The 13,568-nt window shown below is 42.1% G+C and carries 11 protein-coding genes; 2 read left to right on the plus strand and 9 right to left on the minus strand.

Going from position 1 to position 13,568, the window contains the following annotated elements:
* Positions 1-30: 30 nt before the first annotated feature.
* Positions 31-1,173 carry a DNA cytosine methyltransferase gene (locus TERTU_RS18350; RefSeq protein ID WP_015820477.1) on the plus strand — a complete coding sequence of 381 codons (1,143 nt, stop codon included), beginning with the start codon at positions 31-33 and terminating at the stop codon, positions 1,171-1,173.
* On the opposite strand, the gene drmB is transcribed toward TERTU_RS18350, so the two are convergent.
* The 9 genes from drmB to TERTU_RS18400 form a co-directional block, all read right to left on the minus strand.
* The gene (gene drmB, locus TERTU_RS21875; protein ID WP_012779330.1) at positions 1,164-3,053 is read right to left on the minus strand and encodes a DUF1998 domain-containing protein; all 1,890 of its coding nucleotides are present in this window, start codon (positions 3,051-3,053) and stop codon (positions 1,164-1,166) included. The two genes, TERTU_RS18350 and drmB, sit on opposite strands and share 10 nt — an antisense overlap.
* A gap of 2 nt (positions 3,054-3,055) precedes the next feature.
* Complete coding sequence (locus TERTU_RS18365) at positions 3,056-6,505, minus strand: helicase-related protein (protein ID WP_015820162.1); 3,450 nt, start codon at positions 6,503-6,505, stop codon at positions 3,056-3,058.
* A gap of 26 nt (positions 6,506-6,531) precedes the next feature.
* Positions 6,532-8,031 (minus strand): hypothetical protein, encoded by a 1,500-nt coding sequence (locus TERTU_RS18370; RefSeq protein ID WP_143876299.1) that lies wholly within the window; start codon positions 8,029-8,031, stop codon positions 6,532-6,534.
* A gap of 28 nt (positions 8,032-8,059) precedes the next feature.
* On the minus strand, positions 8,060-8,767 hold the full coding sequence (locus tag TERTU_RS18375; protein WP_143876300.1) for a hypothetical protein: 708 nt from the start codon (positions 8,765-8,767) through the stop codon (positions 8,060-8,062).
* A 272-nt stretch (positions 8,768-9,039) separates the two neighbouring features.
* Positions 9,040-9,672 carry a hypothetical protein gene (locus TERTU_RS18380; protein WP_041590323.1) on the minus strand — a complete coding sequence of 211 codons (633 nt, stop codon included), beginning with the start codon at positions 9,670-9,672 and terminating at the stop codon, positions 9,040-9,042.
* Positions 9,669-10,562 (minus strand): DNA-processing protein DprA, encoded by an 894-nt coding sequence (locus TERTU_RS18385; protein WP_015818222.1) that lies wholly within the window; start codon positions 10,560-10,562, stop codon positions 9,669-9,671. Before TERTU_RS18385 ends, TERTU_RS18380 begins: the two co-directional genes overlap by 4 nt.
* Positions 10,563-11,135: 573 nt before the next feature.
* The gene (locus tag TERTU_RS18390) at positions 11,136-11,717 is read right to left on the minus strand and encodes a hypothetical protein (RefSeq protein ID WP_012779322.1); all 582 of its coding nucleotides are present in this window, start codon (positions 11,715-11,717) and stop codon (positions 11,136-11,138) included.
* Entirely contained in the window at positions 11,714-12,442 is a 729-nt protein-coding gene (locus TERTU_RS18395) for an AHH domain-containing protein (RefSeq protein WP_015817853.1), read from the minus strand. The genes TERTU_RS18390 and TERTU_RS18395 overlap by 4 nt, the downstream gene beginning before the upstream one ends.
* Positions 12,443-12,871: 429 nt before the next feature.
* Positions 12,872-13,102: a helix-turn-helix domain-containing protein gene (locus tag TERTU_RS18400; protein ID WP_041590456.1), complete on the minus strand. Its 231-nt coding sequence runs from the start codon at positions 13,100-13,102 to the stop codon at positions 12,872-12,874.
* Between the two features lie 84 nt (positions 13,103-13,186).
* Here TERTU_RS18400 and TERTU_RS18405 point away from each other — a divergent pair, with 84 nt between their 5' ends.
* A complete protein-coding gene (locus tag TERTU_RS18405) occupies positions 13,187-13,546 on the plus strand; it encodes a hypothetical protein (RefSeq protein WP_015819648.1) in 360 nt (119 codons plus the stop codon).
* The last annotated feature ends 22 nt before the right edge of the window (positions 13,547-13,568 follow it).

Here is a 13,568-nt window from a genome sequence, read left to right on the forward strand (position 1 = left end):
TTGCATGTGTAAAAAAACAAGGTACGAAAATTGAAAGAGTCGAAAGTATTCTCTTTTTTTTCTGGTAGCGGATTTCTCGACTTTGGTTTTGAAAAGGCCGGGTTTGAGATCGTATTCGTGAATGAAATTTTCAAACCGTTTCTTGATGCCTATAAGTACACACGGAATAACAAAATCCCAGAGTTCGGATACTCCGATACATGTATCGAATCTATCTTGGAGTCAGAGGATGTTATTGAAACGCTAAAATCAAACCTTAGAAAATGTAAGAGAAATGGATTTCATACCGGCTTTATCGGTGGACCTCCCTGCCCCGATTTTTCCAATGCCGGGAAGCACAAGGGTTTCAAGGGAGAGAATGGTCGACTAACAAACGTATATTTTGACCTGATAACCGAGTGCGAGCCAGATTGGTTTTTATTCGAAAATGTCGAAGGATTGTTTAAAACGAAAAAGCATCGCGAATTCTTCGACAAGCTAATGGAAAAAACTAAAAGTAAAGGCTACATAATCAATTATGACGTCGTTAACGCGCTAGAGTTTGGCGTTCCGCAGGATAGGGAGAGAGTATTATTTTTTGGTATTAAACGAACACTGGCAAGAAAGGATGCAATCGAAAACCCTGACACAGAAACTTTGTATAAAAGCTATCATGAAATTAAATCCCTAAACACCAGAGCATATGCCAAATTTTCTCTAAATGAGATTAGGAAAACTAGCTGGCCGAGCACAAGAGATTTTACTGGTTACGCAGGTTTATCATCTCCCGAAGGAATTATTGAAAAACTAACTGTTGAACACTGGTTTCAAAATAATCAAGTGGAGAGTCATCCAAATTCAAAACACCATTTTAAACCAACAGTCGGGAATAATAGGTTTTTTGAAATCAAAGAAGGTTGTGTTTCTGGTAAGTCTTATAAAAGACTACACAGATGGCGATATTCGCCCACAGCAGCATATGGCAACAATGAGGTGCACCTACATCCTTATAGGGCAAGAAGAATATCTGCTGCAGAATCGCTTGCTATTCAATCAATGCCTAGGTCCTTCGCATTGCCAGAAGCCATGTCTTTAACAAACATGTTTAAAACAATTGGCAACGGAGTCCCTTTCCTAATGGCAAATTCGGTCGCGAAAAGTATTAAAAATTATTTACGCTTCATTCAGGAATAGCCTTCCAAATTAAAATACCCAATTCCAGGCTCCGCCTCGGAGCCAATCAACAACCCCCGATCCAGAAACCGGTTGAAATGTTCACAAGCAGTTTCTGGTAACAAGCCGCAGCTATGGCACGATGCTAAATTACAGTTATCAGGACCTTGGCCCACTTTAGAGCCAACTTCCATACAAACAGGATCAGCCGAACACCACATCGCTTTGTTCAACGCGTTTTTTAAAATACCACCCAAAAATTTTGGGTTTCCTAGCTTCACCAATCCACCTAATGTTCCGTCGGCATCACCCGCAGCAGTGTAAATGGCCAAGCCTTGCATATCTAATTCACTAGAGACATAAAGCCGTTCGCGCAAGGATGCTGAACTATATCCAGCTTCGTACGTTAGCTGATTGATAAGAATGTGTGCCAAAGTATGAAGCAAGATAAACCTGGGTGAAATAGCGGAAACGTTAAAGCCCCTTTCAGCTTGTGCTCGTATGTAATTATTAGACAATAAAGTCGCTCGCTCTATCACTTCCTTCCTCGATTCCCATTCGAGCAATCTCTGTTTATTTAAGGCCAGAAATATACCTTCGCCATATATTATTTGAGCGGGCAACCAACGTTTGCCTTCTTTTGGAAGCTCGCCCCACAACAAATCTTGCAACTCAGCAACCGTCTGGCCATGCTCAGGGTATACTCTTGTAAACCCTGACAAAACGCGCGTTTCTCGAATTTTCTCAAGTAAGGTGACAGCATCAAAGTAATCTGAAATGATTTCGTCATACTCACTAATATCTTTATTCTTGAGCTTCAGCTCTTCTGTATCCCAGGAAGAGAGAAAGGTTTTATATTCTTCTTCACGAACCACCAACTCAATATCTTGACTAACTGGATCGGCAGAATTGGGAGATGAGCTTGAGCAATCATCATAGTATTCTTTTAACGAAAGCGTTATCTCTAGATCATCCACCTCACGAAGCTCAGGGTATATTTTCCTCAACCTCTCTGCACAGTCGTTTAGCTCTATCCCATTTAATAAATCCAAATTTGACGTAAAGTGCGGATCAAGAAACAACTTTTGCAATGATTTTGCATATTTTGGAGAAGGTAAATGCAAGGCAGATTTGATCACCGGAAAATATAAATTGCCGGCACTTCTAAGCGAGGCTCGAAGAGGCCTTCCACATCCCCCCTCAGAAATTTCAATGTCCAGCCAAGGCTTACTTCCATTACATACGTAAGGTGGTCCGTTTACGTTTAAATTATCACTGAGATGAGTATGTTCTCGATCTGTCGCAGAAGTTACCTTCGACAGCGGACGGCTTCTATTACAATCCCGACACTCGACAACCATACCACCAAGGCCAGTCATACCTTTCTCTAATAAATAAAGATTGTCACGGGTACAATTCGAACCTGTTGAACCATGTACCCATTCGTACCAAGGAAACTCTTGAGCATGACCTGCATCACAAATGGCAATTAAAGGTACAGGCACTGCAGAATACCTATCACACCTCGCGCACTTAACAAACTCTCCACTGTCCGAATTTATACTGATAAGCTTGCTGCAACGCTTACATCGATGTGTTGCTGGAAACCGAAAAACAGGAATTGTAATATTGATATTTGTTGTTCCACCACCCCATTTACTCTTCTTTCTGTAATCTGGAGGCGAATAAAATGCATCGACCTGAAGGATCTTTTTAAGTCGCCGCTCTTCAATTTCAAAATCGCTCTGGCAAATATTTCCTTCATCACAGTATGCTGCATGAAACCAGTAATCTAATCCAGCAGTAATTAATGAATTTCCATTACTAGAAACATGAATTGCTCCCGGACCGAATGGTTGAATTAGCTGCCCTTGTCTTAAAGTAGTTTTCTGGAAGCTCATTTTCACTCTATCTCATTCATCGGATTAAAATAGGCCATGGCTCCTCGACACTCGAGGTCTACATTCCGCATGGATGTTGGCGTTTTTCTTCCAACTCTTCTGACAATATAAGGAACCATTTCTGAAGCTCTATACATGAGCCCAACTTCCTCGTTTTTTGCCTCCCAAGCTTTGGTTTTATTCCTTTCCCAATCACCAACAAATTCGTCGAGATATTTGCAAGACGCTGAATAATTTAATTCTGCATCAGACATATCTTCATAAATTGAGTAAATTCTTGACTTTAAAATCTGTTTAAATTCTCCAACCATACTTCTAGGTACAGGGTAAGAAGAAAGATTTTGACTGGAATACTGCCGTATATACCCAATTAATATAGCGTGCAATGCTCTCTCTATAGTCGGCACACTGAATGGCGTAACACTAGTCGGTTCAACTTGTTGATACAAACGTTCGTGGTATGGTCTAAATCTTTCAAAATGCGATCTATCTCTAGGTTTGGCGCCACTATAAATCGTTAGTACTAACCCAGGCTTTTCTGGAGTTCTCCCTACTCGCCCAGAAACCTGTATGTATTGAGCAGTTGTTTTTGGTTGACCAACGATTGTCATGAGGGAAAGACGACTGATATCAATGCCCACTTCGATAATGTTTGAAGCCAAGCATACGTCTAGAACATCCCAATTTTTTTCTCCAGGCTTATAAACATTTTTCAATTTCTGCCTGACTTCCGATATTTTCTCACTCTGAAGCCTGCTAGTGAGCTCCAGTACTTCACTGCTGAGCGGCCTCATATCCTCAAATCTAAGCTGCTGTTTCCGTCTTAATTGATTTATTCGGGTAGGGATATCGGATTGGAAAAGCGTAATAGTTGTTCCCAACTCTCTTAAGCTGTTGAAGAACGCCAACAAGGTCCAGTAAGGGTCTTTAGTATCATCATTTGAGGTAAAGTGTATGCCTTGCAAAGCAATCGACATCGTTCGAACTTGCATAGTTTGGATGGATTCACCGGCACCATATATACCCATATACTTTCTACCACGCTGCTCTGAATGATCGAGCCAGCGACCATAGAAAGAATCACCGGCTTCCAATCCCTGGGGTGGGAAAAGACTGCAATTCTTTCTGCCATAAAGAGCCCTTATTTGCTCCTTAAAACGTCTGATAGTAGCGGTAGAACATACAATTTTAGGCTTTGACGGAGTGGATGCCCTGTAATCCGTACACAATTCCTCAAACAGAGTTTCATAAATACCAACCATGGAACCCAAGGGACCCGAGATCAAGTGCAATTCATCCTGAATAATCAAACCAGGAGGCGAACAATCTCTATCCCCATTTTCATTCAACCCAAAGAGATGTCTGACATTGGCATTCCAAGCTACATTTGCAAACTTGTCCACTGTTCCAATAACGAGCGTCGGCCGCCTTTTGTAGATCTCCTCGTCAACTACGTAAACGGGCAAACCGCTAGAGAAGTCACATAACTCATCAGAACAATGTATTTTTATTCCATTGCCGAATTCAGAGTAACCAACAACGTAAGACTCATTCTTATGTTTTATTTGTCCGATCTGAGCGTTACACCATGGACACTTAGTAATGGCGAACGGATTTTTTGCATTTTTCTCTCCCTTCACCAGCTTTTTTAGTAACGTTTTTGCGGCTGGATTATGGTTTGGCGTAACAGACTCACCTAACCAAACACCAATTGAGATCTCCTCTTCACCGAGTTCAACACCTTCATTCTTTCGAATAAATTCCATAGCACATATCAACGATGAGGCTCTATCAAACTGGTCCGCTGTCAATAGCCTCAAGGTGTATCGCATAAATACCGATACACCGCTATCAAGAGGATCGGATAGTCGCCTGTAAAAGACATAAAAAGCCAGCAAACCAAGATATGCTTCCGTCTTTCCTCCACCGGTGGGGAACCAAATAAGGTCAACACACTCCCGCTCCGGGTGACTTTTTTTCGCTGCTGACATTATCGACATTAAAATGAAGGCGATCTGAAAAGGGCGCCACCTTCCCTTACCTTTGTAATTTCGACGAAGAGAATCTTCAGCGGACTCATACAACTCGCCAACAAACTCTCGACGCTGGGTATCTTCTGATATTTCAAGCTTTCGGGGTTCGTCTGAGCCTCGTATCTGCTGAAGCAGAATTGCTTTGTTCGCTAGAATAAACGCTTCTCTTGCTAATTCATCATTACAAATGAAATCAAAGCCTTCGATAATTCTTTTCAGGCATTCATTGCAGTGGTTTAAGTTGTATTCAGCGGCTTCGGCGTATTTCACATCTAGAGAACGCGCTTCAACTTTTCTGTCATCAATCCAGGCCTTATAAAGACCGATCATCTCCGATATATCTTCGATTCCAGCTCCAAAAGTAGCCGCGTTAGCTAGATCCGCCATATTTATACTAAGTTCGGAACCATCATCTCTTTTGATCGCTGCAGTTGTGGCCCAAGTTTCAAAAGTAGGAAGAGCTGTCGACCAAAGCTTATTGATTTTCGAAACTGCTTCATTTTTTCCACTCCAATCAGCAGCGCAACCGTGCCCAATTCCAAAAGTCTGGTGCTGGCGATACAGTAGATCAAGAGACTTTTCTTCAATATCCTTTTCAAAGATATCAACGCTGGGATATGGAGCAATAATACTTGATGGTAATGAGTCTCTATCAGTCGCATTTAATTCTAGTTTTGTCTGAAAGAGCGAGGATCGATTGTATTCCACATAAGTGTTTCCATCATGAAATACAACGTCATTTACAACAGTTGCAGTAAGAAGTTTACCTCCCGCCAAAGTATTTCGTGCATACACCTTAAGTTTTATGTTTAGATTTCCAAGCTCTCCATTTAATGGGAGATCGAATACATTTTTTTTATTCTTAAGATCCGAGACATTTAGCTGCGCCTTTAATTCGATTGGAGTTCGCCTCCATACCTGAATATTTTCAACTTTTTCGTTTTGATAGCGCCCGCCAGAAATCACAAACTTTAGAATACTATCGTCGGATAGTTCATCTATATAGAACGAAATGGATATGCTCGAAGGACGATGCAACCCGGACAAGCTCACATCCTCCATATTTGCATCAACTAGCTCTTCAATATCGAATTCTTCGACAGTAGAATTAGCTGAGCCTAGATCCTTTATCCGAGCATCTATAGATTTTGAGCACTTTCTACTAACAATTGAGCTCAAGTCATCATCATTTGCATTACTTTCCGATTCAGCATCAAGCTCCAACCCACCCACCTGAGACTGAGGAAAAAGTATTCCAACTTTATAGGTCTGAAGTGGAGCCTCGCTCAGCTCTTCGGTTATTCTGTGAGGTGTATCGTCAGGAAGGGGACCAAAAAGGTCTTGTCGAATATGATTTTCAAGTTGATCTCTTGTTCTCGAATAATCATTTGAGTAAAGATCATTTGCAACCTCAATCATAAGAATGATTCCTTGCTAATATTTTTTTACAGATCAGAAACTTGGTGGAGATCATGTACTTTTCCGACCTCACTTCGATTTATAAAAATTGGTGTATCAATTAACTTACGAAATTTAAATGCATCTAAAACCCCGACCCCGTGCGCTAGTGGTCCGTATTGTTTGTGCATTGTTATTTTTATTTCATTGCAATTCTGATCAGAGTTAACCGCCAGCCGCAATTCTCTGCTTACAAGGTGGCCAGCTTTAATGTGCGCCCTCTTAAGTAGGTTCATATTATGGATAATGTCATCCGATATTGAATGAAGTCCCAAATAATTCAATACGGATCTAAAGTACATTTCGTCTTGGGGCCGGATTGTGCTTTCTGATAACAAGTAGATGAGATTCTGATTGTTTATCTCGTAACCCCTCTGTCCCAAATAATCACATATAGCCTGGAAGCCCACGCACTTAATTTTATTTACCAATTCCAGCTTATACTTTGCTTGTAGTTCTCTAGCCATAATGGACGAGTCGCCCATCAATTTGTCGGCAATTTCGCTTATCTGCGCATCTGATTTCTTTCGTCGCAGTAATATTGCGGTATCTTCGTCAAATTCTAAAGGATGAATACGTTTCATTTTAGGCTGCAGGTGAAGATCTACAATACAGTATCGCTTGCTTTCGGGCGAACATGGCGTAAAAATAAACTTATCTTCGCCTAAGATAACAACGTAGCATTCAACTTGTTCAAGCTGGTGTATTGGGTCATCCGATCTCGTACCTAGCCTTAAAAATGCGTCGACACCAATTCCGTCAAAGCCCATGGTCACTTCATCTTCGCTCAGCTCAACCGGTTCCTGTTTGACTTCTGATTGACAGGGATTAGAACATCCACTTAAACGAGGCAACCCGGGTATTGCGGCTCTGGGAGCATTCATTACCAGGCATACAACTCTCTCGTATTTCTGAATCAAACCGGGATGACAAGTAAAATACCTTGGCGGTCCGAAATAAATACCTATAGAACTATCTGTCGCAACGTCAACTTCCCGCTCCCCTAGGATTGAATAATTTCCAATGTAGTTCTTGAAGTAAGACAGTACGTCGGACTTTATGTTTGGCGATGAAATGACAATTTGATGACAATCAGGACTATAATTGTTTTGAATATATCTAATCAGCGGATGCACAGTGCTAACTTGAATGGCGCCAATTAATTTATCGATTTGGTGAAAGCTATCATCAAAGCTAGGCAAAGACCTTCTTGAAAAATTCATGTACTTCTTGATTTGCTCAATAATTCCATCAAAATTATAAGCGCGATTTGAAAAAGGTAGGGGGAATGAAGAAAACCTCTTATTCAGAACAAATAGTAAATGCAGTAATCTTTTTGTATGTGGGTTCGGAAATCCATGGGTATTCAAATGAATTTTAAGTTCTCTTACGAGCTTAATGAACTGAGCCAGCTCTTCAAATTCTATCGACACCCACTCCACGTTTTTATGGGTGTTATATCTGTAGAGAGCATCAAGCTTATTCAAGTACACAGCTACATACCATCCTTTTTCACTATCGGCTTATGAATGCTGAAAACATTATTGAATCTGGCGCAAAAAATGGAATCTCAAACTCCGTTTGACTCCGCCCCGTATATGCTTCATTAAATTTTTTTATTAGCGTCGAACAATGAATCTCTGCCGCTTCAGATACAAATACCTTTGATGCACAGGGAAACATATCCCAAAATTTTAGTGACTTACTCGCGCCCCGAAAGCATAAGATTTCTTCAGTGTTTAGTTGCGATCTAGAGCCAACTTTACCGTCTGAGTAGATAAATGAAAAAGGGCTATCCTCATACAATGGTATATTTTGAGGTCGTATCAAGCTCGAAACACTCGCAAACTCTAGGCTTTCATTGAATTTAGCTGATTTAAACTCCAAAGAGTCCAACTCTTCCAAAATGCCATTTTTACTTCCGACCAGACCGACAGTATCATAAAGTTCAGATATAAAGTTTGTACATCCGGACCCAAAAACACGACACACCTCTTCACTCAAGGCCTTTAAAGATTTTCCTATTCTTAAGCTTTCCGGGTTGGACTGAAGCGACAAATCCGACAAACTTTGTTCCAACACATATTGAATTCCATTTCCTTTTTTGGGGTCTTGGATTTGGATTTTTACACAAAGCATGTCGTGACAAATATCAAGGTCAACGAAACGAGTAGAAATCACATTTGAACCAGAACGGTACAACAGTGGCGTGCCAACTTCCATATTTTCGAAATCTTCAAACTTTAGAGCCGAGGCTCTACCAGCATATCTAGACTTCCCAAACAAATACCCGAAAGAAACCAAAAGGTCCACGTAGTGAACAGACGGACAAATTATTATTGATCTTGTCTTTAATCCTTTCGCGTGATAATTGTGTATCTCCATTCCCAACCTAAAATAGAAATCCATCCAGTCGGGTTTATTATTGAGATCGCCTTTAAACGTTACTACTTCAAATAATCCACAATTTTCCAACATCTGTCTAGCGCGTCCATTCAGAATAAGTCATCCGCATTCGGTACTCTCCGCGCGATGAAAAGCCCCATTATTTTTGTGTGAGGCGCGAATTTGGATAGCGTACTTTGCATTGCCTTATAATGACTTCCAGTAGTCAGCATGTCGTCAAATATAAGAATATTGTTTTTAACCCCAGCCAACTTTTCCTGATCCACAACGTAATTATTGGCTAACTGCTCAGGAGTAGGTCGATCTTGCCTTTCATGCGATGCAACAAGTGATGTCTGTTGGCATACAATTTCTCGCCAATCAATACTGCCCGTTAAATAATCGTAGTGCTTCAAGATCTGACAAAGACGATCATCATATAGATCGTGGTCCCTTGCTTTCGACGGAGGTACAGGAACAAAAGTAAATTCGTTTCCGTTCTTTATGGATGAGGCCAGCAATTTCGCAATTTTAATAATTGCCTGCTCTTTATATTTATATTCGTATTCGCTTTTCTTTGCGACGGACTTTTTAAGATTAGATATGGTTTGATTGGTTTCGCTATAACCAAACCCCTTTCTCGCAGTGTATTCGCCATAGTAGTAACATACATCTTCTTCATTGAGAAAAAAATGATCTTGCCGGTCTAGTCCATCAACCATCGTTAGGCGGCTATTCATCATTTAAGCTGCTCGATAATGTCCTTATATTCTGCGACTCTGATCGCCCCCTTATTCAAATACTTCTCTGGCCACTTTAGTGATGGATTTTTAAAGCAGCTTTCGAGGATAAATAGTTTTCTATTCTGGTTGAGAGCAGCCCTTGCTTGGTATAACGTCCCAGATGTGTCAGAAGCTTCGACAATGATTGTTGCTTCAGATAAAGCAGACATCGTCACGTTTCGCTCCGGGAAAAAATAGCGATTTGAACGATAATCTTGCGCTGAATATCTTTTAAACGGCACCTGACTAATTATTAGATGATTTTTACGGATTTCCTCTTGCAGTGACTTGTTAAACTTCGGATAGACTTCTGAGAGGGGGGTCCCAATTACTGCAATCGTTCTACCTCCATTTTCAATAGCAGTTTCGTGTGCAACGGTATCCACTCCCTCTGCTAAACCAGATACCACTGTGAAGCCATCTGCAACCAAGTGCTTAACCAGCTTTCGTGTTCTCTTAACTCCATCTTCGGAGACCTTTCTCGCACCGACTACAGCTATACATCGGGTGTTAATGAGATCCCACCAGCCTTGATAATAAAAAAGCTCGACGGGGTTCAACGCATCCCGTAATTTTTCTGGATATTCATTCGCACCGTTTAGCCGAACCCCAAATCTTCCAAACTGAGAGGAAACCACTCTTTCAAGCAGCTCTTCTTCTATCTCAGACAGTTCCTTTTGTGATACCAGCTCAGAAGGAAGAACTCCCGGAGAACTTCTGAATTTGTCGGCTATTGTTTTGAACGTCGCACCTTTTTCCATCCAAAGTGATTCGTAGGCCGCCATCTCTTTTAAAGGAGAAACGGGCTTCCTAGTGAATTCGGAGCTATCAAAGTTAAGAGATCTACTCATATTTATTTAAATTTCGCCGTTTTGTACCCTATCAGGCTTGTAATCTACGATAACGATACTAAAAAGTAGTCCGCTTTACCCACTTCCGCTATATGCAACTGATTATCATTATATCTGCTCGATTGCCAGATGCACCATCAGCGAATATACATCGATAACTTAGATAGCTAAGCATATAAATACACGACTTAAAACTAAAGACTTAGTTAAACATACTAACACGGTCGCAGCTGCACATAATTTAGCCAGGCACACTGGGAATAGGGTCCTTTCAATACGTTCGTCAGATCACATGAGGCATGAGCCCTCCACCGATATATACAGACAACCAAAGATCACCCTGCGCGCCAATTTCCGGCCGATCATCCAATTGCCCCCCATTAACCTCACACAAATCTGACATTTTCAGCATTATTTAGCCATTATCGCTAAGCCCACGCTAGCTAATAGAAAGGATCCCTCAAATGAAAAACGATGACTTTATCGAACCACAACCACCGGATCGAGTTTTACGTCGCCCGTTAAAGGTCTTGTTGGTTTTATAAACAGCGTTCACTCTTCCATAACACAAAATCATCCAAAACTTTCAATTAAATTTTTATCAAAGGCTAAACCTTTTAAACCAAACTCCTCGATCGCTGTTTTGAACAAATCGCCAGCGAAAAGCGTTTTCCCCTTTTCAAGCTTTGATTTAAAAACAACTTGGGAGGTATTTTCTGGAGCTGTCGCCAGTTTGTTCACCCAAAGTTCGATATCACCATCGACTTCTACCTCAGACGCCTCTCGGTCGTCGACTCCAACACTCAGACAATTGAACAGCTGATACTCTTCATCCCCGACGAGAAGCGGCAAGAACTCCCCATCATTTCGAAGCGCGTCTTCAAGTAAACGAAATGCCTTAGGAGAAAGAATCAAAGTAGCCCCAACCCAAGGACAGAGGTCTGGAATATCTTTATCCTGATCATCCGCTTCGTCATAGAACTGAGCCCTTATCGGTTGCCACCAATCACTCATCGCTGTATTAAGCTCGAAAAAGCGAGTCACCGCATCTAGGGGGACATCGTCCGGAGAGTAGCGCGCAATGTCCATGACATCGAATTCCAGTTCTCGGTAAAACGGATCTGTAGCACGTCTGATTGCGTAAATATTGTTCATGATCGAAGCGCCCTCATTTTCGCGAAAGCACCCTTTGGCTCATTTTGTTGTAGGAGTCGCCCGATAACCTGAAGTTGCGTTTTAATCACATCCCGGCTCGGTAGAGTGCTTATCCGACCGGCAACAAGCTTTTCATACTCTCGCGTATGGTAGGTCAGATGACCACGCGAGTTCGGCATCGAATAGTGAGGGGTATAGTCGTCTTTGTGAAGCAGGTACACTCCATTAGCAGGGTCATTAATCCTTACGCCATGGGAATGCATGTGAATACGGGTATTGCGAATGAGATTTTTTTCCCAGCGTCCGCTACCAGGGCAGATATGGTGAGCTGTGTGCTGCGAACTGGGTTTTGGCACACCCTCGGCACGCATGTACATCTCTAAATCGTCCGTAGGATGGTGTTCTTCCGTCAACATTACATCTCTCGCGTGTATCGCCGTCTTTTTATCTTTGCTCACAACTTTACTCTCGAGCTTGCGGTATTCCTCTAATTGCTCGTACAAGCCGGCTAATGTTGCCAGCTGTTGTCGCTCCATTGCCAGGTAAGCTAGGGCGCTCTTGCGCGCTTCCTCTTTTTTTGGATCTACTGAATTATCGTAATGCTCGTTGGCGAGCTGTTGTTGTTCGTCAATGTTTTCCTGGAAGCGCCTCATCGCCGCTTCTAGCGGTGAGAGCTCATGATCAAATTGTGTGATTCTTACCCCATTTCTGTATTCCAGCTTCATGTTGAAGCACTCCTTGAATGATCTATGGATGTTTTTAAAGGCAGAATGATACTCCATTGAAGAGATTATGCCGAAGTTGTGACAGCAATCTCACTGGTGTTACTGTGCTCCCAAGCTACATCAGAGAATGTCTTTCCAACAACCGACAGCATGACGAACCTACTTCTCCAAAGAAAAACATTGTCTGAGCAGATCCTCTCAGAATTACTTCATCAGCTTCGCTCGCCCCGAGAGCTGTATGCTCAAACGTGCGGTAAATCTGACGGAATTCTTTAGATTTAAGAGGGCCTGTGCCGGAAAATAGCTCCGATGATTAGAGCAAAGGCATTGCCATACCTGGTTATGCATATCGCCAATATTAGCTAATATCTATTATGAATAACGGTATGGTAGTAATAAACTATATATTATTCGCTACAATAGGTTGCTTTAATCAAAAAAATCTAGGGCTTCATGGGGATCGATTTCGAGCGCACGGCAGTACTGAACGAATTCATACACATCTAAGCGCCGCTCCATCCATTCGACTTTTTGCACAAACGAGTGTGGTTCGTCAATTTTCGATGCCAATTCTCGCATGCTCCAGCCGTGGGCTAGCCGAGCGTGTTTAAGCCATTCAACGAGTCTTCGATAGTCATGGGAGGAAATGGCTTTTTGCATCGTACCTATTATTGGTACAATATGCAATGTACCCAAAAAAGGTACAGGCTCCTAAAACTTCGTCAACCTCATAAGGATCTAGTCGTGGCGAAAAAATTCGAAGATCAGCCACATGATGGCGTCTGTGGCCATTGCAAATCACCAGTACCTTTATCTGCCGCAGTGTGCGCCCAATGTGGAGCACGCTGGGGAACATCCCTTGGCTACTCAAAGCAGCAGATTTATGACACCGCGCTATTCAAAGCTAAGTGGTGCGGTATCATTTGCGCTGCGATCCTCATATTTTTCGTTGCCACCGCGCTTATACAGTCGCCTTGGGTAGCTCTTGCGGCCGTTCTCGCTGTGGTACCCGGTATACCGGTTTTAGGGACCGGCATTGGCAATCTCATCAACATGCGCAAAGCGGCAAAAGCCCACATCACCTGGTGGCGAGCGACACAATAACGCTCAAGGCTTGGTGCAGTCG

This window comes from Teredinibacter turnerae T7901, from assembly GCF_000023025.1.
Taxonomy (GTDB): Bacteria; Pseudomonadota; Gammaproteobacteria; order Pseudomonadales; family Cellvibrionaceae; genus Teredinibacter; species Teredinibacter turnerae_B.